The sequence below is a fragment of the Vibrio sp. 10N.222.49.C12 genome (assembly GCF_041475025.1).
Taxonomy (GTDB): Bacteria; Pseudomonadota; Gammaproteobacteria; order Enterobacterales; family Vibrionaceae; genus Vibrio; species Vibrio crassostreae_C.
In genome coordinates this window covers 195,350-220,800 of record NZ_JBFRVF010000025.1, presented here as the reverse complement: position 1 = coordinate 220,800, position 25,451 = coordinate 195,350, and the positions used below count along the sequence as shown (strand labels likewise).

The window sequence follows — 25,451 nt, the reverse complement described above, 5'->3', positions numbered from 1 at the left end:
CTCGCTACTCGCTACTCGCTTAGTACGGATCTTCCGACCAACCATCGCTATCTGACATATCTGGTGCGCCAGCGATGCTGTTCTCTTCGTCTGCCCATTCACCGAAATCAATCATCTGACATTGCTTGCTGCAAAACGGGCGGTGCGGGCTTTGTTCGCCCCATTCAACGTCAGCATTACATTGAGGGCATTTAACGATGGTGATTTTCTTCGACATAGTGATTCTTAATTTGAAGGTGTAATAATAGTGGGTTTAGGCTCGAGTGAGGACTCAAGCCAAACTATAAAAGGAAATTAATTAGGTGCAGATTGCCAATTCAAATTCGATGTCTTGAGTACAGGCTTGCCCAGTTTCAAAGCTCATGAACTTAACAGCAAAGCGGTTCTTGTGACCGGAGATCATCGGGTAGGCACCGTATTGCATCGGAATAGAAAGACGAAGGATATTCGCTTCATCGGCATCGCTCTGGAAGAAGCCAGCACGAGCGATTTGCTCTTTGAAGTGACCCGTCTCTCTGGTGAGCTTCAACCACAGTGTTAGCGCTTCATAGAGAGGCTGTAGGCTATCCATCCAAGCTTTGGCATCTCGCATTCTCTTATCGAGAGGAAGGTGCAGCCAATAATGCAGTGCGGGCAGATCAAAGCAGCATGAACCACCAGGAAGATTAAAGCGTTGGCGAATTGCACTTAGGAAGCGGTCTTCTTTAAGTGACTGGCCAAAACGCTCTGCCTGCATCAGATCACGATAGATGTTACCAATGTCATTAAGTAGTGATGTCAGCATCTCTTGATCGACACCTTCAACATCCAACCAACTTTTGTAGGTTACACGTTGCTTCTCAATATCTTTTGCGAGTTCGCTCTTGAGTTGGATCTGTTCGAAGATTTCAATCAGATCAAAGATGGAACGGAAAAAGAGTTGATACTGTTGAGCATCGGAAAATGTAGAAGACAAGTGTAGCTGCCTCAAGAGTGATTCGACTCTTAAGTAGATGCGTGTTTTCTCATTTAGAGGATGTTCAAATTTATGGGTGATCATCGAGCAAACCTTCATTCAACATTGTTCTATTCTGACCCATCTACAGCACTGATTGCCAGATACTTTTGATGTAAATCTGTGATTTGAGGCAAAAGTTCTTGGTTTTTAGTATGGTTTTTAATCACGTCATCTGCAACTGCTAAGCGTTGTTCTCTTGAAGCCTGTGATTTTAAAATTGATGCAACTTGTTCCCTAGAAACATTGTCACGACTCATCGTACGTTCTATTTGAACTTCTGCTGGCACATCAACAATTAATACGCGATCGGCCATGCCTTGCATTTGGTTTTCCACCAATAGCGGTGCAACTAATAAACCATACGGGGATGTGATTTTAGACAGGTCACTGTCAATTTTGTCACGGATCATGGGATGAAGAAGATCATTGAGCCACTGCTTTTCTTTAGGATCTGAGAAGATCAGCTCACGCAGCCTACTTCGGTTGAGTGTTCCATCGTCAAGCAAGATAGACTCACCAAAGTGTTCTGTAATCTGTTTTAAGCCGACACTGCCCAGCGCAACCACTTCACGTGCCACGATATCAGCATCAACAATATCTATATTAAAATGCTGATTGAACAGGTTAGCGACCGTGGTTTTGCCACTGGCGATACCACCACTTAATCCGATAATGATTGCCATGGTTAAATTCCTAGTACAGAAGTGAAATACCAACCCATGATGTCATTGCCCCACAATAGGCTTACCCAACCAGCTATCGCGAGGTAAGGACCAAATGGGAAGGCTTTATCGATGCCTTGCTGTTTCAGGCGAAGTTGAATCAAACCAAACACAAGGCCTACCAGCGAAGATAAAAGGATGATCATCGGTAGGTGTTGCCAACCAAGCCATGCACCAAGCGCAGCTAGTAACTTGAAATCACCGTAACCCATGCCTTCTTTACCTGTTAGCAGTTTGAACAACCAATAAACAGACCATAAAGCGAGGTAACCAGCCATTGCGCCAACCACGGAATCTTGCAGCGATACTGGGCCGATATTAAACAGTGCTAATGCGATACCGGACCATACCAAAGGCAAGGTGATTTGATCAGGCAACAACATGGTATCGAGATCGATAAAGGTCGCGGTAATCAGTGCGAAGGTGAAAAGAATCAAAGCAATGGCGTAGTAACTGAAACCAAAGTGGCTAGCAACCATTGTGCAAAGTATTGCGGTAAGCAGTTCGACCAAAGGGTAGCGAGCACTGATTGGATTCGCACAGCTGTGGCACTTCCCCTTTAAGAACAACCAGCTTAACACTGGGATATTGTCGACGATTCTTAATTGGGTTTTGCACTTCGGGCAGGTAGAGCGAGGAATGCTGAGGTTGAACTTTCCCTCTGGCGCTGGAATTTTATATTGAGAGAAATATTCCGAGCACTCTTGTTGCCATTCACGTTCCATCATAATTGGCAAACGGTGTATGACTACGTTGAGGAAGCTGCCGATAAGAAGGCTAAAAATGAAAGCTAATACGGGGAATAGCCAAGGATAGTAGTGAAATACTTCCATAGTGTCCTTTACCACTTGATCTATATGAGCAGAAGTTTGCTACTCATGGGTGTTAAGTTGCTTTTGGCTATCCTAACACACTCATAAGATTAAAGATCGGTAAGTACATCGCAACCACAAGCCCGCCAACAACCGTTCCCAAAAATACGATGATCAATGGTTCTAAAATTTTGCCTAAATTGTCGACTGTGTTGTCTACTTCAAACTCGTAAATGGAAGCGACTTTATTGAGCATATCATCAAGGTTGCCCGACTCTTCACCAATCATCACCATCTGCAACACCATTTCAGGGAAGGCATTGGTATTGCGCATTGCAATGTACATCGGCATGCCAGCAGCCGTTTCTCGGTGAACCTCAATGATGGCCGATTCATAATGCAGGTTGCCTGCGGTTTTGGCTGTGGTTTTAAGGCTCATTAAAATCGGAATGCCAGAACTAAAGCTGGTTGATAAGGTTCGGCTGAATTTGGCAATAGAGGCTTTGGCTAATACGCCACCAAGAACAGGAAAGCGTAATCCTAGCCGACTAACAGACAGTTTGATCGAGTGGGAACGCTGACACAGTTGGTAAATAATCAGGACAACAAGCCCTATGCCTACGGCAGTATAAAAGCTGTAGGCCTGCATCCAATGGGAAAGATAAAGCACTTGCTGGGTGAACCAAGGTAAGTCTGCTCCGAAACCAGAAAACATCGATTCAAATTCAGGAATGACCATGGTCAGCATTAAGTAGGAAACGGTAAGGGCGACCGCTACAACCATTGCTGGGTAGATGAGAGCTTTTATAACCTTGGATTTTAGTTGCTCACTCTTTTCACGATAGGTCGCCAAGCGTTCAAATACTTGTGCAAGGTTGCCGGAGAGTTCGCCTGTCGCGACCAAGTCGGTATAGAGGTCATCAAAGTGGCGGCTTGCGGTTCGCATCGCTTTTGAAATAGGAGTGCCGGCTTCTACACCTTTGCAGATGTGCGATAAAATTGATTTCATTTCTGCTTTACGGTGATTGTCTGATACCAACTTTATCGCTTGTACGATAGGCACACCAGTAGCCAGCATGGTCGCAAGTTGCCGAGTTAAAATTGTGATGTCTTTGGCTTTGACGCGATGTGTTAAACGAGTGACGGCTGAAATACTTTTCTTTTTGATTTTCTTAATCTGAATATGCTGTTCTTTGAGCTTTTCTCGTACTTCCAATTCGGTGAGCGCTAACGTTTGCCCAGACACTTTCTTGCCTGAGCTGTTAATGCCTTTCCAGTGATAGCTTTTTAATTGTGATTGTTTGGACTTGCTACTCATTGGTGCTCCATTGGTTTATATGTACAGAACACGTTGCAGCTCTTGATAGCTGGTGGTGCCTTCAAGCAATTTATCTAGCCCCGACTCTTGCAGAGTTCTCATGCCTTCTCGGCGAGCCAAGTTTTCAATGGCCAACGCGTTCGGTTTGTCGATCAGGCTGCTTTTCAGTTGATCGCTAAACGGCATCACTTCATAGATACCCACTCGCCCCGAATAACCCTGGTTACACTCATTGCAACCTTTAGGACTCGCTTTGTAGATGGTTTGGCTGTTAGGAATGGAGTGACGCAGGAATATGTCTGGCGAGTCGTCATTTTCTTTGCAGTGGTTGCATAATCGTCTTGCCAGTCGTTGGGCGATAATCAAACTCAATGATGAAGCGAGGTTAAAGGGTTCTATACCCATATGTGCGAGTCGGGTGACGGTTTCTGCGGCGGAATTCGTGTGCAGTGTCGAAAGTACTAAGTGACCCGTTTGCGATGCTTTGATCGCGATTTCTGCCGTTTCCAAGTCGCGGATCTCTCCAACCATCACCACATCAGGGTCTTGTCGTAAAAATGATCGCAGAGCTTCCGCAAATCCAAAGCCGATCTTAGGTGTTACTTGTACTTGGTTGATACCACACAGGTTAATTTCCACCGGATCTTCGGCTGTTGAGATGTTGCGTTCCGTAGTGTTGAGCACGCGAAGGCCAGTATAAAGGGAGACGGTTTTTCCGCTGCCGGTTGGCCCTGTCATTAAGATCATCCCTTGTGGGCGCTTCAGGGCATTAAGATAGAGGGCTTTTTGATCTTCGCTGTAACCTAACTTATCGATATCTAGATTGGCCGCGCTGCTATCAAGCAGTCGAAGAACGATCTTTTCACCCCACAAGGTCGGCAAAGTTGATACACGCATATCAATCGCCAGTTCGTCGTTTAAACGTAATTTAATACGACCATCTTGAGGTAAGCGACGCTCGGCGATATCGAGTTTGGCGAGGATCTTCAAGCGCGCCGATAGACGACGACTTAAGTGAGAAGCGGGCTGTTGAATTTCGACAAGGATGCCATCGCAACGTAGACGTACGCGGTAGTTTTCTTCGTAAGGTTCAAAGTGGATATCTGATGCACCTTTACGCACAGCATCAACTAATATTTGATTAATAAAACGGCTGACAGGGGAGTCGTCTTGGCTGAGGTCTTCAATTGAAGTCATCTCATCGTCAGAGACTTCAACCAGGTTGGCGAGTTCATCCTGGGTGATCTCTTTACGCTTGGAATCTTGCCCGGAAATCGAACGGCCATACAGCTTTCGTATTGCACTTTCTAATTCAGAGTAATTAGCGACAACCAATTCAATCTGTAATCCTGTCGCGAATCGAAAGTCGTCTTCAGCTTGTAAGTCCGTAGGGTCGGCAGAAGCGAGTGTGAGAGTGGAGCTAGAAACTGAAATCGGGATTGCTCGATATTTGGTGATCAGCTCACGAAGTCCCAATTGCTCACACAAGGTTTCGTAGTCAGTACTGGCCAGTTGTACTAACGGTAAACCGAAAATGGTTTTTATATTATTTGCTAAGGAATCGCCGCTGAACAAATCCAGAGCGAGTAAAGCTTCAGGTGTAGAAACAGCTGAAGCATGTACATGTTCCGCAACGGCTTGTTCTTGAGTCAGACTAAGTAGATTAGCCTGACGTAGAACCGTGGGGAGGTTGGTTAGCATTATTTGACAGGACACCAATCAGAGGCATTAACATTATTATCTGTATCTGAACATTCGACAGTCCAACTAATTCCGCTAGTATCTTTATTTGAAGTCAAGGTTACTTTTGCAGAAGTAGGTAGTGATCCTTTACTGCCTGATACTGCAGATTCAACTATAGCGGCCCCACCACTTAATTTTGCTAGAACTTCAAAACCTGTAAATATTTGTTTTGCTGGAACGCCACTGTTACCGGAAGTACAACTGGCTGCTGATATGCTATCAGATAGACAAAGGCCAACAGCTGTTTTCATGGCAGATGACGCGTTTAACATATCACTCGCATGAGCTCTCATCGTATAGTTTTGATAAGCAGGCACTGCAAAAGCCGACAAAATTCCAATGATCGCCACCACGATCATCAATTCAATTAACGTAAAGCCTTTCTGACTTGTTCTTTTGTTTTTCATTGTTCTATTCCATTGTTTAGTTTGTTTCAGCGCAAGCACTGGTTGATGGAAAGAATAGAAGTTGAGATGGGGTAGTGGAATGGTGTTCAGGTGCGGTCGCGAGCGGTTTGGTATTTATTGGTGTAGTGTTTCATATAGCAGGCAAAATTATGCGATCAGCTTAAATAACTGCTTGAAATATTGATAATTCAGGCAATAAAAAAGGCACCGTTATTAACAGTACCTTTACAGAAATTATTTATTATTCAGTCAATTACGCTTTGAATCTCATTGATAGATCCATTGCTTTTAGGTGCTTAGTTAGCGCGCCTACCGAAATGTAATCAACACCCGTTTCAGCGAACTCTGCAATGGTATCTAAAGTTACGTTACCAGAGTTTTCTAGCGCAGCACGTCCTGCGTTGATTTTCACAGCTTCACGCATCATGTCTGTAGTGAAATTGTCTAGCATGATGATGTCTGCGCCAGCGCTGATCGCTTGCTCTAGCTCTTCTAGGCTTTCGGTTTCAACTTCCACAGGCTTACCTGGGTTCAGCTCTTTTGCTGTAGAGATAGCTTTCTTAATACCACCACAAGCGATGATGTGGTTTTCTTTGATTAGGTAAGCATCGAACACACCAATACGGTGGTTGAAACCGCCACCACAAGCCACCGCGTATTTCAGTGCACTGCGTAGGCCAGGGATGGTTTTACGCGTATCCAACAGGCGGCATTCAGTGTGTTTAATTTTGTCTGCGTAGATAGCCGTCGTAGTCGCACAACCAGATAGCGTTTGAATGAAATTCATTGCATTGCGCTCACCCGTTAATAGCGCGCGTGCTGGGCCAGTTAGCGTGCAAAGCGTTTGGTTTGGTTCAACCTTGTCGCCATCTTCTACATTCCACTCGATAGTCACTTCACCGCCCAATTGCTTAAACACTTCATCTGCCCAAGCTTTACCGCAGAACACGCCGTGCTCACGGGTAATGATGGTTGCACTGTTGATTGCGTCTGCTGGGATTAGACTTGCCGTAATATCAGCCGCTGGATCTAACGTTCCACCTAGATCTTCTTTGATGGTCTCAGCGACCGCACGAGTGATCTCTAGAGGCAGTTGCTCTTTTAAGTAGTCAAGGCGTTGGTGGCTGTTATGTGTGTTTTTCATCGCAAATCTAATCTTGAAAGGGAGTGGGAATGGAATGATACTCTTGCTTAACTTCAAATTAAAGAGGCTAGCGCGACTGCTCTATGGGCAAGGTCACATCTTATTGTGCTAGCAGAAACGAAAGTGAGACCAAGATGACGATCAGATCCAATGGATGGTATGACAACGCTCGGCATGTTCCTTCCCCGTATTTTGATGCTAGGCCGAGTGCCGACGATATTTCTTTGCTGGTGGTTCACAATATTAGTTTGCCACCGGGTCAATTTGGTGGGCCTTACATCGAACAGTTTTTTACGGGTAAGCTAGACCCGTCGGAACACCCGTTTTTTAAGGTGATTCACCAAATGGGTGTATCGGCGCACTGTTTGATTCGTCGCGACGGGGAAGTGGTGCAGTTCGTTTCTTTCTTAGACCGAGCTTGGCATGCTGGCCAGTCGAGTTTTGCAGGGCGTGAAAGGTGCAATGATTACTCTATTGGTATTGAACTGGAAGGTAGTGACTTTGTAGCTTATAGCGAGCAGCAATACCAATCTTTGGCTCAATTAACGGAGACATTGGTGTCGAACTTCCCGCAGATTACGCGTCAGCGTATCACTGGCCATCAATACATCGCTCCGCTACGAAAGACTGACCCCGGTTTGGTTTTTGATTGGAAGAAATATCAAGGCCAACTGAGTTTCTAAATCCGAATTCACAACAAGACTCTGCTCATTGAAGGGCTCTAGATAATCAACGATGAGCATAATTGTTTGTGAATTTTTGTTGTGCTTTTGTAAAGGTAGTGGTCGGACGGGGAGCATCAATAAATTGAGAGTGTGACGAACTTATCAAACACTCATTTATTAAAACTTATGAACAGAATTTCCACCCTAAATGTGCGCTTGGTTCGATTTTTAAACGAGTGACACTAATCTTTCTGAAACAATTCATTTTTATCCTGAAACTTTCTAGCACGAACACTCCCCAAAAGTATTACCCCTGTAAATGGTAAGACCAATTTGGTTGCTGTTTTAAATTTCATTTGTTAAATCATGGTTAATTCACGCTGTATTCTATGATGCAGGTCAATTTTAGGCTGGACAGTGGCGTTTTAATTATGTTAATTTCTGCCCAACTTAAAATTGGTATTACCAATTGTCAGCGAAGAAAAAGAAGAACAACAAACTATGGCTTATCAAAGGATTCGTCAGCCAAAACTCTCCGATGTTATCGAACAAGAGTTAGAAAGGTTGATAGTGGAAGGAACACTGGCTCCAGGGCAGCAGCTGCCGCCTGAGCGCGAACTGGCGAAACAGTTCGATGTGTCTCGTCCTTCGATCCGAGAAGCGATACAACGTTTAGAAGCAAAACGCTTGCTTACTCGCCGTCAAGGTGGAGGTACGTTTGTTAGCGAAAATATCTGGAAAAGCTTTTCAGATCCTTTGCTTAATTTGTTGTCGTCCCATTCTGAAACCCAACTAGACTTGTTGGAATCGCGTCATGCGATGGAAGGGATTTCGGCTTACTTCGCGGCATTGCGTGGAACCGATGAAGACTTTGCTCGTATTCAAGCCTGCCAAGAAAAAATTCACGGCGCGCAAGAAAAGGGTGATATTGAAGCCGAATCTGCAGCGGTGATGGCTTTTCTTATTGCTTTAACAGAGGCAGCGCACAATGTGGTGTTATTGCACATTGTTCGTAGCTTGGCTCCGTTACTCGAACAAAACGTCTTAGAGAATTTAAAGCTGTTGCATCGTCGTAAAGACGTTGTGGAGAAAGTGAGTATACATCGAGCTAACATTGTAGATGCGATTGTTTCAGGGCAGCCAGAACAGGCACGTGAAATGTCACACTCTCATTTAGCTTACATCGAAGAAACATTGCTGGATTTGACGAAGGAAGAGTCGCGCCGCGAACGTTCTCTACGTCGAATTCAACAGGGTAAATAGCCGTAATACTTCGGCTTTTTACGTGTTTAGTAGAATCCAACTAACAAAAAGGATAGATCGCCATGTCTGACATGAAGCATGACGTTGATGCTCTGGAAACTCAAGATTGGTTAGAAGCTCTTGAGTCAGTAGTACGTGAAGAAGGTGTAGAACGTGCACAGTTTTTACTAGAACAAGTTCTAGATAAAGCACGTTTAGATGGTGTTGATATGGCTACAGGCATCAACACAAACTACATCAACACAATTCCAGCAGCACAAGAGCCAGCTTACCCTGGTGACGTAACTCTTGAGCGTCGTATTCGTTCGATTATTCGCTGGAACGCAATCATGATCGTATTGCGTGCTTCTAAGAAAGACCTAGACCTTGGTGGTCACATGGCTTCTTACCAGTCAGCAGCAGCGTTCTACGAAGTATGTTTCAACCACTTCTTCCGTGCTCCAAACGAGACAGACGGTGGCGATCTAGTTTACTACCAAGGTCACATCTCTCCAGGTATCTACTCTCGTGCATTCGTTGAAGGTCGTCTAACTGAAGAACAGCTAGATAACTTCCGTCAAGAAGTTGATGGTAAAGGTATCCCTTCTTACCCGCACCCGAAACTGATGCCTGAGTTCTGGCAGTTCCCGACAGTATCTATGGGTCTTGGCCCTATCTCTGCTATCTACCAAGCGCGCTTCCTTAAGTACCTTGACGGCCGTGGCCTGAAAGAAACTTCAGCGCAACGCGTATACGCGTTCCTAGGTGACGGTGAGATGGATGAGCCAGAATCACGTGGTGCTATCTCTTTCGCTGCGCGTGAGAAGCTAGACAACCTATGTTTCCTAATCAACTGTAACCTACAGCGTCTAGACGGCCCTGTAATGGGTAACGGTAGCATCATCCAAGAACTTGAAGGCCTATTCAAAGGCGCAGGTTGGAACGTTGTTAAAGTTATCTGGGGTAGCAACTGGGATTCTCTACTAGCTAAAGACACTACTGGTAAGCTTCTTCAACTAATGAATGAAACTATCGATGGTGACTACCAAACATTCAAATCTAAAGATGGCGCATACGTACGTGAGCACTTCTTTGGTAAGTACCCAGAAACAGCTGCACTAGTTGCAGACATGACTGATGACGAAATCTTCGCTCTTAAGCGTGGTGGTCACGATTCTTCTAAACTGTTTGCTGCATTCAACAATGCAAAAGAGACAAACGGCAAGCCAACTGTAATCCTAGCTAAGACTGTTAAAGGTTACGGCATGGGTGATGCAGCTGAAGGTAAGAACATTGCACACGGTGTTAAGAAAATGGACATGACTCATGTTCAACACCTACGTGATCGCCTAGGCCTAGAAGACATCCTTTCAGATGAGAAGATCGCTGAACTTCCTTACCTGAAACTGGAAGAAGGTACGCCTGAGTACGAATACATGCACGCTCGTCGTAACGCTCTACACGGTTACACACCTGCACGTCTTCCTAAGTTTACTCAAGAGTTCAAGGTTCCTGAGCTAGACGCATTCGCACCTCTACTAGGTGAACAGAAGCGTGATATCTCTACAACTATGGCTTATGTACGTACGCTAAACATCCTTCTTAAAGATAAGAACATTGGTAAGAACATCGTTCCTATCATCTGTGATGAAGCTCGTACATTCGGTATGGAAGGTCTATTCCGTCAGGTTGGTATCTACAACCCACACGGTCAAGAATACACACCTGAAGATAAAGGCATCGTTTCTTACTACAAAGAAGCAACGTCTGGTCAAGTTCTTCAAGAAGGTATCAACGAACTAGGTTCTATGGCTTCATGGGTTGCTGCTGCAACTTCATACAGCACAAACGATCTACCGATGATCCCGTTCTACATCTACTACTCAATGTTCGGTTTCCAACGTATTGGTGACATGGCATGGCTAGCAGGCGACCAACAAGCTCGTGGCTTCCTACTAGGTGCTACTGCAGGTCGTACAACACTGAACGGTGAAGGTCTACAGCACGAAGATGGTCACTCGCACATCCAAGCGAACACTATCCCTAACTGTATCTCTTACGACCCAACGTTCGCTTACGAGCTAGCAGTAATCATGCAAGACGGTATCCGTCGCATGTACGGTCCTGAGCAAGAGAACGTTTACTACTACCTAACAGTAATGAACGAGAACTACGCAATGCCAGCAATGCCAGAAGGCGCTGAAGAAGGCATCCGTAAGGGTATCTACAAGCTTGAATCTCACGCTGGTGCTAAGGGCAAAGTTCAACTAATGAGCTCTGGTACTATCATGAACGAAGCGCGTAAAGCGGCTGAAATTCTAAGCGAAGAGTACGGCGTAGCATCTGACGTATTCTCTGTAACGTCGTTCAACGAACTAACTCGTGACGGCCAAGCGGTAGAGCGTGACAACATGCTTCACCCAGAAGCTGAAGAGAAAGTACCGTACATCACGACTGTTCTTGGTAAAGAACCTGCAATCGCAGTGACTGACTACATGAAGAACTACGCTGAGCAAGTACGTGCGTACATGCCAACTGAGTCTTACAAAGTACTTGGTACAGATGGTTTCGGCCGCTCTGACAGCCGTGCAAACCTACGTCGTCACTTCGAAGTTAACGCTGGCTACATCGTAGTTGCAGCTCTAACTGAACTGGCTAAACGTGGTGACATCGAGAAATCAGTAGTTGTTGAAGCAATTGCTAAGTTCGATATCGACACTGAAAAAACTAACCCGCAATACGCATAAGACTGGCATTAAGGTAGGTAAATACAATGACAATCGAAATTAATGTACCAGACATCGGTGCTGACGAGGTTGAAGTAACTGAGATTCTTGTAAACGTTGGTGACAAGGTTGAAGAAGAGCAGTCACTGATCACTGTTGAAGGCGACAAAGCTTCAATGGAAGTTCCAGCGTCTCAAGCGGGTATCGTTAAAGAAATCAAAGTAGCTGAAGGCGATTCAGTTTCTACTGGTTCTCTTATCATGATCTTTGAAGAGGCAGGCTCTCCTGCGGAAGGTGCTGCTGCAGCACCGGCTGCGCCAGCAGTTGAAGCGGCGGCACCAGTTGCTGCAGCTCCTGCAGCGGCGGCTGAGCTTAAAGAAGTTCACGTACCAGACATCGGCGGTGATGAAGTTGAAGTAACTGAAATCATGGTTGCTATCGGTGACGCAGTAGAAGAAGAGCAATCTCTTCTTACTGTTGAAGGCGATAAGGCTTCTATGGAAGTTCCTGCACCATTCGCTGGTATCGTTAAAGAAATCAAGATCGCTTCTGGTGATTCAGTTTCTACTGGTTCTCTAGTAATGGTATTCGAAGTGGCTGGTTCAGCACCTGCAGCAGCTCCGGCTCCTGCGGCGGCAGCACCAGTTGCAGCGGCTCCAGCAGCATCTGGAGCGCCGGCCGCAGCTGAGAAAGAAGTAAACGTTCCTGATATCGGTGGTGACGAAGTAGAAGTTACTGAAATCATGGTAGCGGTTGGCGATACAGTAGAAGAAGAGCAATCTCTAATTACTGTTGAAGGCGACAAAGCTTCAATGGAAGTTCCTGCACCATTCGCTGGTACAGTAAAAGAGATCAAGATTGCAGCTGGCGACAAAGTGTCAACTGGCTCTCTAATCATGACTTTCGTCGTGGCCGGCACTCCGGTTGAAGGCGCAGCTCCTGCTCCTGTTGCAGCACCTGCACAAGCAGCAGCTCCAGCGGCGGCACCTGCTCCTAAAGCAGAAGCACCTGCAGCAGCAGCTGGCGACTTCCAAGAGAACGGTGACTACGCGCACGCTTCTCCAGTAGTTCGTCGTCTAGCTCGTGAATTTGGCGTTAACCTTTCTAAGGTTAAAGGTACTGGTCGTAAGAGCCGTATCCTTAAAGAAGACGTTCAGTCTTACGTTAAAGATGCACTTAAGCGTCTTGAGTCTGGTGCAGCTGCATCTGGCAAAGGCGGCGACGGTTCTGCTCTTGGTCTACTACCATGGCCAAAAGTTGACTTCAGCAAGTTCGGCGAAACTGAAGTTCAGAAGCTTTCTAAGATTAAGAAGATCTCTGGCGCTAACCTACACCGTAACTGGGTAATGATTCCTCACGTTACACAGTGGGATAACGCAGACATCACTGAGCTAGAAGCATTCCGTAAAGAACAGAACGCAATCGAAGCGAAGAAAGACACTGGCATGAAGATCACTCCACTTGTGTTCATCATGAAAGCTGTCGCTAAAGCGCTAGAAGCATTCCCAGCGTTTAACTCTTCTCTTTCTGAAGATGGCGAAAGCATCATTCTTAAGAAGTACGTAAACGTGGGTATCGCTGTTGATACACCAAACGGTCTAGTTGTTCCTGTATTCAAAGACGTGAACAAGAAAGGCATTTACGAGCTATCTGAAGAGCTAATGGCTGTTTCTAAGAAAGCACGTTCTGGTAAGCTAACAGCGGCAGACATGCAAGGTGGTTGTTTCACAATCTCTAGCCTTGGTGGTATTGGCGGTACTGCATTTACTCCAATCGTAAATGCTCCAGAAGTAGGTATCCTAGGTGTATCTAAGTCTGAAATTAAGCCAGTTTGGAATGGTAAAGAGTTCCAACCACGTCTACAGCTTCCACTGTCTCTATCATACGACCACCGTGTGATCGATGGTGCTGAAGGTGCACGCTTCATTACTTTCCTAAACAGCGCACTATCTGACATTCGTCGTCTAGTACTGTAATTGAGAAAGTAATTATTAAGGTGACTTTCGGGTCACCTTAATTCTTTATATAAAGACTATTTTTAGACAACAGTTTCCTGCATTTCTCATAATCTGATGGGGAATTGTTGTCTAGCTCACAGGCTAACTTAAAGCTACTTTCACACTGTTAACATCTCTGTAAAATGTTTCCTGTTTGAAAGCCCAATAATTTTAAGAACATCTACTCAGCCTGTTAGGGATAATGACTACAAGAGGTCACAATGAGCAAAGAAATTAAAGCCCAAGTTGTTGTACTTGGTTCAGGTCCTGCTGGTTACTCAGCGGCATTCCGTTGTGCGGATTTAGGTCTAGAAACAGTACTAGTTGAACGTTACAGCACTCTTGGTGGTGTATGTCTAAACGTTGGTTGTATTCCATCAAAAGCACTTCTTCACGTTTCTAAAGTAATCGAAGAAGCTAAAGCGATGGCAGAGCACGGCGTTGTATTCGGCGAGCCACAAACGGACATCAACAAGATCCGTATCTGGAAAGAAAAAGTAGTTGATCAACTAACTGGCGGTCTTGGCGGTATGGCTAAGATGCGTAACGTTACTGTTGTTAACGGTTTCGGTAAGTTCACTGGTCCTAACAGCATTCTTGTTGAAGGCGAAGGCGAAGCAACAACTGTTAACTTCGACAACGCAATCATTGCTGCGGGTTCTCGCCCAATCAAACTTCCTTTCATCCCACATGAAGACCCACGTATTTGGGATTCTACGGATGCACTAGAACTAAACGAAGTACCTGAAAAACTGCTTATCATGGGCGGCGGTATCATCGGTCTTGAGATGGGTACGGTTTACCACTCTCTAGGTTCTAAAGTTGAAGTTGTAGAGATGTTCGATCAAGTTATCCCTGCTGCGGATAAAGACATCGTTAAAGTTTTCACTAAGCGCATTAAGAACAAGTTCAAGCTAATGCTTGAAACTAAAGTGACTGCTGTTGAAGCAAAAGAAGACGGTATCTACGTTTCAATGGAAGGCAAAAAAGCACCAGCTGAAGCTGAACGCTACGATGCTGTTCTTGTTGCTATCGGTCGTGTTCCAAACGGTGCACTTATCGACGCTGAAAAAGCGGGTATCGAAGTTGATGAGCGTGGTTTCATCAATGTTGATAAGCAAATGCGTACTAACGTTCCTCACATCCACGCGATCGGTGATGTTGTTGGTCAACCAATGCTTGCTCACAAAGGTGTGCATGAAGGTCACGTAGCTGCTGAAGTTATCTCTGGTAAGAAGCACTACTTCGACCCTAAAGTAATCCCATCAATTGCGTACACTGAGCCAGAAGTTGCTTGGGTAGGTAAGACTGAGAAAGAAGCGAAAGCTGAAGGCATCAATTACGAAGTTGCTACTTTCCCTTGGGCTGCTTCTGGTCGTGCAATCGCTTCTGACTGTGCAGACGGCGTGACTAAGATGATCTTCGATAAAGATACTCATCGCGTAATCGGTGGTGCTGTTGTTGGTACTAACGGTGGTGAACTTCTTGGCGAAATCGGCCTAGCAATCGAAATGGGTTGTGATGCAGAAGATATCGCACTTACTATCCACGCTCACCCAACTCTACACGAGTCTGTTGGTCTAGCTGCGGAAGTATTCGAAGGTTCAATCACTGACCTTCCAAACAAGAAAGCAGTGAAAAAGAAGAAGTAATTCTCCTTTAGCCACTCGCTAATGTTTTTAAAAACCGCTGATTCGTCAGCGGTTTTTTTATGTCTGAGGTAAAGAGCAGTAACGTTTCACTTCGAGATGCGAGTACGCTGCGCTCCGGGATACGAAGAGCGAGTGCTAAAAACAAAAAAGGATTGACGCAATACGCCAATCCCTAAGTTTTTTTCGAAGACCGAATTTCAAATCTATTTATAAATGCACAGCATGTTCAAATAGCTATCCGTTAAGCTTGAAAGCTCTTCTGGCGTTTCTACACGTTTCGCTTGGATGAATAGCGAGTAGCAAATGCCGTGGAATAGATTCGCTAGATGTTTAGGGTCGTGATCGTCACAGACTTCGCCGCGTTCAATCGCTTTGCTAAACATGTTTTGTACTAACATTTGGTTAGTGCGGTTCGTTGTTACGAATAGCGGCCATACTTCATCACGAGTCGAAGCGCTCCATTCGAACCATACATTTAACCAATGGCTATCTTGAGCCACTAACGTCACCATTTCAGTCGCAATATTATGTAGGTTTTGTTTTGCGTGAATATCCAGATCGATATTGTCTGAAAGGAAGTTAGAGAATTGGCGTACAACGTGATTTAGTACTTCATCAACCAGATCTTCACGGGTTGGGAAGTAGTTAAATACGGTTGCCACAGACACCTGAGCAATATCTGCAATGTCAGCGTGACCACCACGGCCAATGCCGCGACGAGAGAACACTTCAAGTGCGATTTCCATCAATTGAAGTTTTCTTTTTAGGGGTGAAAGCCTAGTTCTAGGTCTCTTAGAGATTGAGTCCATTTTGTTTTCCTTGCCAACGAATTTCTTATATTAATGATTTTATTATTATTTAAGCCAAGATGAGTGTAATGGTGCATATGCGAATGGTCAATCCTTTGAGCTTATTTAATAGACAGTTACATCAAACTTGATACATAAAGCGTGATCCACATTGATGTGAAAGGAGGCGACTATCAGACAAGGCACAAGTGCACATTTCATTGATAATCTCACAGTAAATTGGAACCATAAGGTGGTGTGGGTATTTGAGCAGTGCTAGACTTACGCACAAATTGAGCGGCACCCATGGCATAACTGTCTACACTTGTCGCAATCACCAAACAAAATGAGAGCAGTATGAAGCATACAGTTGAAGTCATGATCTCTGAGCAAGAAGTTCAGGATCGAGTGAACGAACTAGGCAAACAGATCACGGAACACTACAAGGGTAGTGAAGATCTAGTTTTAGTTGGCTTATTACGTGGATCTTTTGTCTTTATGGCGGATCTTGCTCGTGCTATCGATTTAATTCACCAAGTTGATTTCATGACTGCGTCTAGCTACGGCAACGGCATGGAAAGTTCACGTGATGTTCGTATTTTGAAAGATCTAGATGATGATATCCAAGGTAAAGACGTTCTGCTTGTTGAAGACATTATCGATACAGGTAACACACTGACTAAAGTGAAAGAGATTCTGAGCCTACGTGGTCCTAAATCTATCGAAATCTGTACGCTACTAGACAAGCCTTCTCGTCGTGAAGTGACGGTAGATACTAAGTGGATTGGTTTTGAAATCCCTGACGAATTCGTTGTTGGTGTTGGTATCGACTACGCACAAAAATATCGTCACCTACCGTACATCGGTAAAGTTGTACCTCAAGAGTAATCATTACGCTTGTGGTTTAGAAGTCATTAAAAAGCCCGCTTGATGCGGGCTTTTTGTATATATGACGGAATGGGTTAGCTTTGTTGACTAAGAAGAGGCGTCGTTAAGATCTTGTTTAATGCATCTAAGTGACTGTTCTCTAAAGTATCGTTACTTGAGCAACGTACGCCAAGGTCCTGTAGCTTGCCATCGCCAATACCATAAACCACACCATGGATTTCAACGTCTTGGCCACGCTCCCACGCATTTTGCATAATGGTTGAGTTACCTAGGTTATAAACCTGTTCTGCGACGTTAATTTCGCATAACTTGTCACCCCATTGCTCACGAGGAAGCCCCTCGATTTGCTTGCGGTATTTTAGGTAATTGTCACGGATGTGCAGTAACCAGTTGTTGATAAGACCAAGTTTAGGGTTATCAATCGCCGCGTTAACACCGCCACAACCGTAGTGACCACAGACAATAATGTGTTTCACTTTAAGCACATCTACTGCGTACTGAACAACAGATAGACAGTTTAGGTCTGTATGAACCACTTGGTTGGCCACGTTTCGGTGAACAAACAGTTCTCCAGAATATAAGCCAGTCAGGCGCTCGGCTGGAACTCGGCTATCTGAACAACCTATCCATAGAAAACCAGGGCTTTGACCCTCTTCAAGCGTAGTAAAATACTCAGGTCTTTCAGAGCGAATTTCTTCAGACCATTTGGAATTGTTCTCAAAAAGCTGTTTTATTTCTGGCATCTTGCTTCTTACATCCCTCAATTAAGATGCTTAACTATACACAATGTTACAAATTCAATCTCGTAAAAACTGCGTCAAAATGTACTCATCTGACGTGTTCTAGTACGGAAAATCATAAACTTAGCCCACTATCAATAATCCGGTTATAAGACATGAATAATGTGATTGAATTAACACTTTCTGAACACTTGATACATTTGCTAAAGTGATAAGGTTTGTCATTTCATCATCAGGAAGGTGTGTTTTGTTTGGAAGTCGTTTTACGGATATCAATCTCAAAGGGGATATGTTTGGCGGTGTAACTACAGCCATCATCTCGTTACCTTTAGCATTGGCATTTGGTGTTGCTTCTGGCGCGGGAGCTGAAGCTGGCTTGTGGGGCGCCATTATGGTTGGCCTATTTGCAGCATTGTTTGGCGGTTCGAGTAGTTTGATTTCTGAACCTACCGGCCCGATGACGGTGATCATGACTGCCGTAATGACGAGTATGGTTGCTAAATATCCTGAAACGGGTATGGCAATGACCTTTACTGTCGTGATGATGGCCGGTGCATTCCAGATATTACTTGGTACGTTAAAGCTAGGAAAATACGTCACTTTGATGCCATATAGCGTGATCTCCGGATTCATGTCGGGCATTGGCGTTATTCTGATTATCTTGCAGCTGTCTCCATTGTTAGGGCATGCCGCTCCATCCGGTGGTGTAATGGGCACGCTCTCTGCTTTACCTGATACGCTAGCAAACTTAAAAGTGAGTGAGCTATTTCTAGGTGCTCTGACACTCGGTATTCTTTTTGGCTTCCCCGCTAAGTATCGTAAGTATGTGCCTGCTCAACTGGTCGCGTTAGTGGCTGTAACGCTCTTGTCCGTCATTATTTTTGATACCGACTCTATTCGCCGTATTGGTGAAATCCCAGCTGGTTTACCTTCCCTCGTTATCCCTACGATCAGCGCTGAACAGTTTACTACTATGGTTATCGATGCCTTGGTGCTTGGTACATTAGGTTGTATTGATACGCTTTTGACCGCGGTTATCGGAGATTCATTGACTCGTAAAGAGCATGACTCAGACAAAGAGCTTCGTGGTCAAGGCATTGCCAATATGATCTCTGGCCTGTTTGGTGCACTACCTGGCGCGGGTGCTACTATGGGGACTGTAACCAATATTCAGGTGGGAGCGCGTTCTCCGCTTTCAGGTGTTATTCGAGCTTTAGTACTTGCGCTCGTGGTATTGGTTGCAGGTGGTTTAACAGAACCGATTCCTATGGCAGTGCTGGCTGGTATCGCGATGTATGTTGGTTTCAATATCCTAGATTGGAGCTTTATCCAGCGCGCGCACAAGGTTAGCTATGCCGGCATGGGCGTGATGTACGGCGTGATGCTATTGACTGTGTTTGTTGACTTGATTATTGCCGTTGGACTGGGTGTGTTTATCTCGAATATTCTGATTATTGAAAGATTAAGCCGAGAGCAAGCCAGACAAGTTAAGGCGATCAGTGATGGTGATGATGAAGACGATATCCCATTGACTGATAGCGAACGTCAGTTACTCGATAGTGCCAATGGTAAGGTGCTATTCTTCTACCTATCAGGGCCGATGATATTCAGCGTTTCAAAGGCGATTTCACGTCAGCACTCAAGTATCTCTGACTATGAAGCGATGATTCTAGACCTGACAGATGTACCTATGATTGATGTCACTGTTGGCCTAGCGCTAGAGAATGCGATTAAAGATGCATTGGATGCGCAGTGTGAGGTGTATCTGCTGTGTCCTAATGAGAATACTCGTCAACAACTAGAGAAGTTCCACGTGATTGACCTAGTACCTGAATCCAACACTTATCGATTCAGATATGAAGCCCTGACGGCAGCAACAAGCTATGTCGACAGAGATGAGCATCAATTTGAGTCAGTTTAATTTTTCAGTAATAAGCTGATATGAATGACCTGATATGAATAAGCCATAGACGCTCACTTCAAGACTGATCATTAATGCCGTTAAGTGAATCACTTAGCGGCATTTTTATATTTATTGAACGTTGATTTAGTCTTCACCTAGCCAAGACGCTTATTTGTTTTCGAAAGAAACTCTCACACGATATTTGTATTAATCGTCAATCAACGATAAACTTGTTTGCAAAATGGCCGAGTTAACAAGTTTGGGTTAGTTTTCTGCTAGCTCGTTTTAAGTATTACTCTCTTCCTCAAGCTCGGTCGTCTACATCTTATCTATAGCAAATGGCAGTCTATCTCTATGTATGCATTAGAAATTGAGCAATTAAGAAAAACTTATGCTGGGGGCTTCGAGGCTCTTAAGGGCGTTAGTTTACAAGTAGAAAAAGGCGACTTTTACGCACTACTTGGTCCCAATGGTGCGGGTAAATCAACCACCATTGGTGTTATCTCTTCACTGGTAAATAAAACGTCAGGCAAGGTTAAAGTGTTCGGCTACGACATTGATACCGATCTGGAATTGGCGAAGCAGAACTTAGGCCTTGTGCCTCAAGAGTTTAACTTTAACCCGTTTGAAACCGTTGAACAGATCGTGCTGCAACAAGCGGGTTATTACGGCGTGCCTAAAGCATTAGCGAAAGAGCGAGCGAAAAAGTACCTATCTCAACTCGATCTGTGGGAAAAGCGTGGCGAACGCGCGCGTAACTTGTCTGGTGGTATGAAGCGTCGTTTGATGATCGCGCGTGCATTGATGCATGAACCTCATTTGTTGATCCTTGATGAACCGACAGCAGGCGTTGATATTGAACTACGTCGTTCAATGTGGGAATTCCTAAAAGAGATCAATGAGAAGCAGGGCATTACCATTATCTTGACCACGCACTACCTAGAAGAAGCAGAAATGCTGTGTCGCAACATTGGTATCATCAATCGCGGTGAGCTGATTGAGAACACAACAATGAAAGCGCTGTTGGGCAAATTGAGTGCTGAGACCTTTATTCTGGATCTGGAAGAGGGCACGACTGAACCTAAGCTTGAAGGCGTGAATAGCCAAGTGATGGTCAATGGCTCGCTAGAAATCGAAATCGACAAGAACCTAGGTTTGAATACCATCTTTGCTCAATTGAGCGAGCAACAGGTTAAAGTCCTCTCTATGCGTAACAAAGCAAACCGTCTAGAAGAGCTATTTGTGAGTATCGTCCGTGAGGGGAGTAAATAATATGTACAGCCTATATTGGACCGCTTTCTGCAGTTTGTTGACCAAAGAGATCAATCGCTTTACTCGTATCTGGGTGCAGACTCTGGTGCCGCCAGCGATTACCATGACGCTTTACTTCATCATCTTCGGTAACCTGATTGGTGCGCGTATTGGTGAAATGAACGGCTTTAGCTACATGGAATACATTGTTCCCGGTCTGATCATGATGTCGGTGATCACCAACTCATATTCCAACGTTGCTTCATCGTTCTTTAGTGCCAAGTTCCAGAAGAACATTGAAGAGCTGCTTGTAGCGCCTGTTCCTAACTACGTGATTATCGCCGGCTTCGTAATGGGTGGTGTGGTTCGTGGCTTGTTAGTGGGTACCATAGTAACCTTCGTGTCGTTGTTCTTTGTCGACTTACAAGTTGACCATTGGGGCGTGATCATTGCGACGGTATTTTTAACGTCGGTAGTATTCGCTTTGGGTGGCTTGATTAACGCGGTATTCGCACGCACGTTTGATGATATCTCTATTATCCCAACCTTTATCTTAACGCCGCTGACGTACCTTGGTGGTGTGTTCTACTCGATCAGTCTATTGCCTGAATTCTGGCAAGGTGTATCGAAGTTGAACCCTATCGTGTACATGGTTAACGCGTTCAGATATGGCTTCTTGGGTGTGTCTGATGTGGGGATCGTGACGTCGTTTGGCGTACTAGGTGTGTTTATCGTGCTGTTGTATGGCATTGCACACTACCTAGTGACAAAGGGTATTGGCTTACGTAGCTAACCTTTGGTTCATCTAAGTAACAGGTAAAGAAAAAGGTCGATATAACATCGACCTTTTTTTTGTTTTGCGTTAAGAGCAGAAGCCGACTATTCAGTCGTTTCTTCTTTCACTTCTTCTTTGGTTTCCGTTACCAAATCGAGAACTTGGTTATCGATAAGACGCGTCTTACCTAGGAAAGCCGACATTAGAATTACTGCTTGAGTTGATTCTGAAGTGATCGCTTGCAGAGTTTTAGCATCACAAATGAAGATTTCGTCAGGTTGAAGATCTGCAGCGCGTAGCTGGTCAGTAGCATCTTCAATCACTGATGCGTAATCATCGCGACCACCACGAATAGCGCTGCTGATCCAGCGCATAGTACGCGCTAAAACGGGCGCTCGTTGGCGCTCGTCAATCGTTAGGTTGCTATTGCGAGAGCTCATTGCCAAACCATCCATTTCACGAACGGTCGCAACGCCGACAACTTCAATGTCTAATGCTAAATCAGTGGTCATCTGGCGAATAACAGCAAGTTGCTGAAAGTCTTTCTCGCCGAAGCATGCAAAGTCTGGCTGAACGATATTAAACAGTTTAGTGACAATGGTTGATACACCACGGAAGTGACCTGGACGAGAGGCACCTTCAAGCATGTGAGATATGCCAGGGACCTCAACAAACGTCTGCTTGTCTAATCCATCTGGGTACATCACCTCTGGCGTTGGTGTAAATACTAGCTCAACCCCTTCACCTGTTAGTTTGCTTAAATCTGCTTCTAACGTTCGAGGGTAGTTGTTTAGGTCGTCTGCACGGTCAAACTGCATTGGGTTTACAAAGATGCTTACCACAACGATGTCGGCCAGTTCACGAGCTTTCTTTACCAGAGTCAGGTGGCCTTCATGCAGGTTTCCCATTGTCGGTACAAAAGCAACCGTACGTCCATCACGCTTAAACTGTTTAATCTGCTCACGAAGAGCTGCTATTTCAGCAAAAGTTTGCATACTTACTCCTAAGCGATTGTATGAGCTTCATCAGGGAAGCGCGCGCTCTCTACTTCTTCTTTGTATAGAGCTACTGCCTTACGCATATCACCTGTTTCTGCTAGGAAGTTCTTAGAGAACTTCGGCATGTAGTTCGCAGAAATACCGAACATGTCATGCATAACCAAGATCTGACCATCGGTAACATTACCTGCGCCGATACCGATAACCGGTACGTCACAAGCTTCTGTAATTCGTTTTGCCAATGAAGCTGGCACACATTCAAGTAGAACGATTTGAGCGCCTGCGTTTTGCAGTGCTAACGCGTCAGCAACCATTTTGTCGGCTTGCTCGTCGTCACGACCTTGAATCTTGTAACCACCAAAGATGTTCACAGATTGAGGCGTTAAGCCTAAGTGCGCACATACTGGTACTGCGCGTTCTGTTAGCATTTTCACAGTATCAACCAACCAGCTTCCGCCTTCGATTTTTACCATGTTCGCGCCAGCACGCATCAAGGTAGCTGCGCTCTCACAAGCTTGTTCTGGCGTTGCGTAGCTCATGAAAGGCATGTCAGCCATAAGAAGACAGTTCGGGCTACCAGCACGCACTGAGCGAGTATGGTAAGCAATGTCTTCAACAGTTACTGGTAATGTATCGTTATGGCCTTGTAAAACCATACCCAGTGAATCACCGACAAGCAGAACTGGCATTTCTTGGCTTTCGAATAATTGAGCAAAGCTCGCATCATAAGCTGTCGAAGTCGCAAATTTACGGCCTTCACGTTTGCATTTGATCAGGTCGTTAATGGTTACTTTTTTCATTGGTTTTCCTTAATGCGCTTGGCTATTGTTGCCAAACATTGAGCCCGTTCTTATCTACTATTTTCAGTAGTTCTGTCAGCTCAGTCCCATCAGGGAGTTGTAAACTTGGTGCGATTTCAGCAAGCGGGTAGAGTACAAACTCTCGTTCTTTCATTCCATAATGAGGAACGATTAAGCGCTCTGAATCGATCACCTCATTGCCGTATAGCACAATGTCGAGATCCAAGGTTCTTGGTCCCCAACGTTCGTCTTTACGGACGCGCCCTTGCTCTAGTTCGATCTTTTGAGTGCAATCAAGCAGTTCAATTGGCGTTAATTCGGTTTGGATAGCGACTACCGCGTTGATGTAGTCTGGTTGATTTTGCGGTCCCATTGGAGTGCTACTATATAGCTGAGAGGTCGCAATAAACGTTGATCGCGGTAGGCTTTTTAGCGTTTCGATAGCCAAATTTGCTTGGCTAACTGGGTCGGCAAGGTTGCTGCCGACCGCAATGTAAGCAGTTATCATTCTGATTGCTTACTCTTTTTGTTTCGGTAAGTCTTACGGCGACGATGGCCTGACTTTGATGGTGCTGCAACGTCGTTAGCCATTGCTTGACGCATGTTACGACCTGCAGTCTGATAACGCTCCCACCATTTTGCTAACTCTTTGGTTTCGCCACCTTCAATCTCACCACGCATTTCTAGGAAATCGTAGCCTGCACGGAATTTGTTTAATTCCATTAGACGAACAGCGCGTTTACCGTTGCGACGAGGCAGTCGAAGTTGCAGTTGCCAAACTTCGCGAATGGTTGCTGTGTGACGACGAGGAATCGCAATAGACTTTACTTGCTGATCTAGAATGATGTTACTCGCTTCCATGATCGCATCGTAGTGTGCCATACCCTGTTCAGCGACAAGTTTGTCTGCCAGCTTGTTCATTGGGTACCAAAGCATCGCTGCGAACATGAATGCTGGGTTTACTCGCTTACCATCTTCGATGCGAAGGTCGGTTGAATCGAGAACCAAATCAAGCATCTGCTCTGTGTGAGAGTCGTAATCTTCGGTGAAGTGCTCCGCTACCGCTGGGAACATCTGTTGGAATAGATTGTACTCGCGCATCAAGTGGTAGGTTTCTAAACCGTGACCTGATTGCAGTAATTTCAGAGACTCTTCGTAAAGGCGCGCTGCTGGGATATCTCTTAGAAGGTGAGCTAACTCTTCAATCGGGTCAGCCGTGTCTTCTTCGATGTCGAAATCCAGTTTAGCGGCGAAGCGCATTGCACGTAGCATACGTACTGGGTCTTCGCGGTAACGCGTTTCTGGATCGCCAATCAGGCGGATCAGTTTATCTTCTAAATCTTCTACACCACCCGCGTAATCGTGGATGCTGTAGTCTGCAATGTTGTAGTACATCGCGTTGATTGTGAAATCACGACGCTCTGCATCTTCATCAACACTGCCGTACACGTTATCGCGAAGTAGCATGCCTTCTTTCGATTGTGCAGAAACGTTCTTCGATGGTTCTTGGTGGTGACCACGGAAAGTTGCCACTTCAATGATGTCGCGACCAAACATGATATGTGCCAAGCGGAAACGGCGACCGATAAGACGACAGTTTCTGAAGAGGTGTTTGATTTGCTCTGGCGTTGCGTTGGTCGCAATATCAAAATCTTTTGGCTGAGAGCCTAATAAGATATCGCGCACACCACCACCGACTAGAAATGCGTCAAAACCCGCACCATTCAGGCGATATAGCACTTTTAGTGCGTTGTCGCTGATCTGCTTGCGTGAAATATTGTGCTCTTGACGAGTATAAATATTCAGAGCTAATTCGTGGAATCCGCGTTGTTCGCTTGGGGTATTGTCGTTTGTATTCATTAGTTTAGAACAAAGTAGGTATC

General features: G+C 45.1%; 23 protein-coding genes. 9 read left to right on the top strand and 14 right to left on the bottom strand.

Going from position 1 to position 25,451, the window contains the following annotated elements; all coding sequences use genetic code 11:
• Nucleotides 1-19: 19 nt before the first annotated feature.
• From yacG to nadC, 8 genes are all read right to left on the bottom strand, one after another.
• Nucleotides 20-217, bottom strand: coding sequence for a DNA gyrase inhibitor YacG (gene yacG / locus AB4583_RS09510; protein WP_010435916.1), 198 nt, complete (start codon nt 215-217; stop codon nt 20-22).
• 81 nt (nt 218-298) lie between these two features.
• Nucleotides 299-1,039 carry a cell division protein ZapD gene (gene zapD, locus AB4583_RS09505; RefSeq protein WP_017063237.1) on the bottom strand — a complete coding sequence of 247 codons (741 nt, stop codon included), beginning with the start codon at nt 1,037-1,039 and terminating at the stop codon, nt 299-301.
• A gap of 26 nt (nt 1,040-1,065) precedes the next feature.
• Nucleotides 1,066-1,680: a dephospho-CoA kinase gene (gene coaE, locus AB4583_RS09500; RefSeq protein WP_372117141.1), complete on the bottom strand. Its 615-nt coding sequence runs from the start codon at nt 1,678-1,680 to the stop codon at nt 1,066-1,068.
• Nucleotides 1,681-1,682: 2 nt separating this feature from the next.
• Nucleotides 1,683-2,552: an A24 family peptidase gene (locus AB4583_RS09495; RefSeq protein WP_372117139.1), complete on the bottom strand. Its 870-nt coding sequence runs from the start codon at nt 2,550-2,552 to the stop codon at nt 1,683-1,685.
• Between the two features lie 67 nt (nt 2,553-2,619).
• On the bottom strand, nt 2,620-3,849 hold the full coding sequence (locus AB4583_RS09490) for a type II secretion system F family protein (RefSeq protein WP_017065898.1): 1,230 nt from the start codon (nt 3,847-3,849) through the stop codon (nt 2,620-2,622).
• A 15-nt stretch (nt 3,850-3,864) separates the two neighbouring features.
• A complete protein-coding gene (pilB, locus tag AB4583_RS09485; protein ID WP_372117137.1) occupies nt 3,865-5,550 on the bottom strand; it encodes a type IV-A pilus assembly ATPase PilB in 1,686 nt (561 codons plus the stop codon).
• The gene (locus AB4583_RS09480) at nt 5,550-5,999 is read right to left on the bottom strand and encodes a prepilin-type N-terminal cleavage/methylation domain-containing protein (protein ID WP_108117542.1); all 450 of its coding nucleotides are present in this window, start codon (nt 5,997-5,999) and stop codon (nt 5,550-5,552) included. Before AB4583_RS09480 ends, pilB begins: the two co-directional genes overlap by 1 nt.
• A gap of 253 nt (nt 6,000-6,252) precedes the next feature.
• Nucleotides 6,253-7,143, bottom strand: coding sequence for a carboxylating nicotinate-nucleotide diphosphorylase (gene nadC, locus AB4583_RS09475; protein WP_372117134.1), 891 nt, complete (start codon nt 7,141-7,143; stop codon nt 6,253-6,255).
• Between the two features lie 83 nt (nt 7,144-7,226).
• Between nadC and ampD the strand changes: the two genes are divergently transcribed.
• From ampD to lpdA, 5 genes are all read left to right on the top strand, one after another.
• Entirely contained in the window at nt 7,227-7,826 is a 600-nt protein-coding gene (gene ampD / locus AB4583_RS09470) for a 1,6-anhydro-N-acetylmuramyl-L-alanine amidase AmpD (RefSeq protein ID WP_372117132.1), read from the top strand.
• 483 nt (nt 7,827-8,309) lie between these two features.
• Complete coding sequence (gene pdhR, locus AB4583_RS09465; RefSeq protein ID WP_017059443.1) at nt 8,310-9,071, top strand: pyruvate dehydrogenase complex transcriptional repressor PdhR; 762 nt, start codon at nt 8,310-8,312, stop codon at nt 9,069-9,071.
• 62 nt (nt 9,072-9,133) lie between these two features.
• Nucleotides 9,134-11,797, top strand: coding sequence for a pyruvate dehydrogenase (acetyl-transferring), homodimeric type (gene aceE, locus AB4583_RS09460; protein ID WP_017059442.1), 2,664 nt, complete (start codon nt 9,134-9,136; stop codon nt 11,795-11,797).
• A 26-nt stretch (nt 11,798-11,823) separates the two neighbouring features.
• Nucleotides 11,824-13,752, top strand: a complete 1,929-nt coding sequence (gene aceF / locus AB4583_RS09455; protein WP_372117130.1) for a pyruvate dehydrogenase complex dihydrolipoyllysine-residue acetyltransferase — start codon at nt 11,824-11,826, stop codon at nt 13,750-13,752.
• A gap of 242 nt (nt 13,753-13,994) precedes the next feature.
• The gene (gene lpdA, locus AB4583_RS09450; RefSeq protein ID WP_017059440.1) at nt 13,995-15,425 is read left to right on the top strand and encodes a dihydrolipoyl dehydrogenase; all 1,431 of its coding nucleotides are present in this window, start codon (nt 13,995-13,997) and stop codon (nt 15,423-15,425) included.
• Between the two features lie 203 nt (nt 15,426-15,628).
• Here lpdA and AB4583_RS09445 read toward each other — a convergent pair whose 3' ends face one another.
• Nucleotides 15,629-16,234 (bottom strand): LuxR/HapR/OpaR family quorum-sensing transcriptional regulator, encoded by a 606-nt coding sequence (locus tag AB4583_RS09445; protein ID WP_019824386.1) that lies wholly within the window; start codon nt 16,232-16,234, stop codon nt 15,629-15,631.
• A 336-nt stretch (nt 16,235-16,570) separates the two neighbouring features.
• Here AB4583_RS09445 and hpt point away from each other — a divergent pair, with 336 nt between their 5' ends.
• Nucleotides 16,571-17,101, top strand: coding sequence for a hypoxanthine phosphoribosyltransferase (hpt, locus tag AB4583_RS09440; protein WP_372117127.1), 531 nt, complete (start codon nt 16,571-16,573; stop codon nt 17,099-17,101).
• 74 nt (nt 17,102-17,175) lie between these two features.
• On the opposite strand, the gene can is transcribed toward hpt, so the two are convergent.
• A complete protein-coding gene (can, locus tag AB4583_RS09435) occupies nt 17,176-17,844 on the bottom strand; it encodes a carbonate dehydratase (RefSeq protein ID WP_017063246.1) in 669 nt (222 codons plus the stop codon).
• A gap of 286 nt (nt 17,845-18,130) precedes the next feature.
• Here can and AB4583_RS09430 point away from each other — a divergent pair, with 286 nt between their 5' ends.
• From AB4583_RS09430 to AB4583_RS09420, 3 genes are all read left to right on the top strand, one after another.
• On the top strand, nt 18,131-19,762 hold the full coding sequence (locus AB4583_RS09430) for a SulP family inorganic anion transporter (protein ID WP_017063247.1): 1,632 nt from the start codon (nt 18,131-18,133) through the stop codon (nt 19,760-19,762).
• A 336-nt stretch (nt 19,763-20,098) separates the two neighbouring features.
• The gene (locus AB4583_RS09425; RefSeq protein ID WP_017059435.1) at nt 20,099-21,016 is read left to right on the top strand and encodes an ABC transporter ATP-binding protein; all 918 of its coding nucleotides are present in this window, start codon (nt 20,099-20,101) and stop codon (nt 21,014-21,016) included.
• A 1-nt stretch (nt 21,017) separates the two neighbouring features.
• On the top strand, nt 21,018-21,788 hold the full coding sequence (locus tag AB4583_RS09420; RefSeq protein WP_010435987.1) for an ABC transporter permease: 771 nt from the start codon (nt 21,018-21,020) through the stop codon (nt 21,786-21,788).
• An 86-nt stretch (nt 21,789-21,874) separates the two neighbouring features.
• On the opposite strand, the gene panC is transcribed toward AB4583_RS09420, so the two are convergent.
• The 4 genes from panC to pcnB are packed head-to-tail and all read right to left on the bottom strand — an operon-like array spanning nt 21,875 to nt 25,428.
• Nucleotides 21,875-22,765 carry a pantoate--beta-alanine ligase gene (gene panC / locus AB4583_RS09415; RefSeq protein WP_017059434.1) on the bottom strand — a complete coding sequence of 297 codons (891 nt, stop codon included), beginning with the start codon at nt 22,763-22,765 and terminating at the stop codon, nt 21,875-21,877.
• A gap of 8 nt (nt 22,766-22,773) precedes the next feature.
• A complete protein-coding gene (panB, locus tag AB4583_RS09410; protein WP_017059433.1) occupies nt 22,774-23,568 on the bottom strand; it encodes a 3-methyl-2-oxobutanoate hydroxymethyltransferase in 795 nt (264 codons plus the stop codon).
• A 22-nt stretch (nt 23,569-23,590) separates the two neighbouring features.
• Complete coding sequence (gene folK / locus AB4583_RS09405) at nt 23,591-24,076, bottom strand: 2-amino-4-hydroxy-6-hydroxymethyldihydropteridine diphosphokinase (RefSeq protein WP_004735459.1); 486 nt, start codon at nt 24,074-24,076, stop codon at nt 23,591-23,593.
• Nucleotides 24,073-25,428, bottom strand: a complete 1,356-nt coding sequence (pcnB, locus tag AB4583_RS09400; RefSeq protein ID WP_017059432.1) for a polynucleotide adenylyltransferase PcnB — start codon at nt 25,426-25,428, stop codon at nt 24,073-24,075. Before pcnB ends, folK begins: the two co-directional genes overlap by 4 nt.
• Nucleotides 25,429-25,451: the final 23 nt, after the last annotated feature.

What these genes read in the sequence shown, in the direction of transcription:
- yacG (WP_010435916.1), bottom strand. Translation starts at nt 217, where the DNA reads ATGTCGAAGAAAATCACCATCGTTAAATGCCCTCAATGTAATGCTGAC.
- zapD (WP_017063237.1), bottom strand. Translation starts at nt 1,039, where the DNA reads ATGATCACCCATAAATTTGAACATCCTCTAAATGAGAAAACACGCATC.
- coaE (WP_372117141.1), bottom strand. Translation starts at nt 1,680, where the DNA reads ATGGCAATCATTATCGGATTAAGTGGTGGTATCGCCAGTGGCAAAACC.
- AB4583_RS09495 (WP_372117139.1), bottom strand. Translation starts at nt 2,552, where the DNA reads ATGGAAGTATTTCACTACTATCCTTGGCTATTCCCCGTATTAGCTTTC.
- AB4583_RS09490 (WP_017065898.1), bottom strand. Translation starts at nt 3,849, where the DNA reads ATGAGTAGCAAGTCCAAACAATCACAATTAAAAAGCTATCACTGGAAA.
- pilB (WP_372117137.1), bottom strand. Translation starts at nt 5,550, where the DNA reads ATGCTAACCAACCTCCCCACGGTTCTACGTCAGGCTAATCTACTTAGT.
- AB4583_RS09480 (WP_108117542.1), bottom strand. Translation starts at nt 5,999, where the DNA reads ATGAAAAACAAAAGAACAAGTCAGAAAGGCTTTACGTTAATTGAATTG.
- nadC (WP_372117134.1), bottom strand. Translation starts at nt 7,143, where the DNA reads ATGAAAAACACACATAACAGCCACCAACGCCTTGACTACTTAAAAGAG.
- ampD (WP_372117132.1), top strand. Translation starts at nt 7,227, where the DNA reads ATGGGCAAGGTCACATCTTATTGTGCTAGCAGAAACGAAAGTGAGACC.
- pdhR (WP_017059443.1), top strand. Translation starts at nt 8,310, where the DNA reads ATGGCTTATCAAAGGATTCGTCAGCCAAAACTCTCCGATGTTATCGAA.
- aceE (WP_017059442.1), top strand. Translation starts at nt 9,134, where the DNA reads ATGTCTGACATGAAGCATGACGTTGATGCTCTGGAAACTCAAGATTGG.
- aceF (WP_372117130.1), top strand. Translation starts at nt 11,824, where the DNA reads ATGACAATCGAAATTAATGTACCAGACATCGGTGCTGACGAGGTTGAA.
- lpdA (WP_017059440.1), top strand. Translation starts at nt 13,995, where the DNA reads ATGAGCAAAGAAATTAAAGCCCAAGTTGTTGTACTTGGTTCAGGTCCT.
- AB4583_RS09445 (WP_019824386.1), bottom strand. Translation starts at nt 16,234, where the DNA reads ATGGACTCAATCTCTAAGAGACCTAGAACTAGGCTTTCACCCCTAAAA.
- hpt (WP_372117127.1), top strand. Translation starts at nt 16,571, where the DNA reads ATGAAGCATACAGTTGAAGTCATGATCTCTGAGCAAGAAGTTCAGGAT.
- can (WP_017063246.1), bottom strand. Translation starts at nt 17,844, where the DNA reads ATGCCAGAAATAAAACAGCTTTTTGAGAACAATTCCAAATGGTCTGAA.
- AB4583_RS09430 (WP_017063247.1), top strand. Translation starts at nt 18,131, where the DNA reads ATGTTTGGCGGTGTAACTACAGCCATCATCTCGTTACCTTTAGCATTG.
- AB4583_RS09425 (WP_017059435.1), top strand. Translation starts at nt 20,099, where the DNA reads ATGTATGCATTAGAAATTGAGCAATTAAGAAAAACTTATGCTGGGGGC.
- AB4583_RS09420 (WP_010435987.1), top strand. Translation starts at nt 21,018, where the DNA reads ATGTACAGCCTATATTGGACCGCTTTCTGCAGTTTGTTGACCAAAGAG.
- panC (WP_017059434.1), bottom strand. Translation starts at nt 22,765, where the DNA reads ATGCAAACTTTTGCTGAAATAGCAGCTCTTCGTGAGCAGATTAAACAG.
- panB (WP_017059433.1), bottom strand. Translation starts at nt 23,568, where the DNA reads ATGAAAAAAGTAACCATTAACGACCTGATCAAATGCAAACGTGAAGGC.
- folK (WP_004735459.1), bottom strand. Translation starts at nt 24,076, where the DNA reads ATGATAACTGCTTACATTGCGGTCGGCAGCAACCTTGCCGACCCAGTT.
- pcnB (WP_017059432.1), bottom strand. Translation starts at nt 25,428, where the DNA reads ATGAATACAAACGACAATACCCCAAGCGAACAACGCGGATTCCACGAA.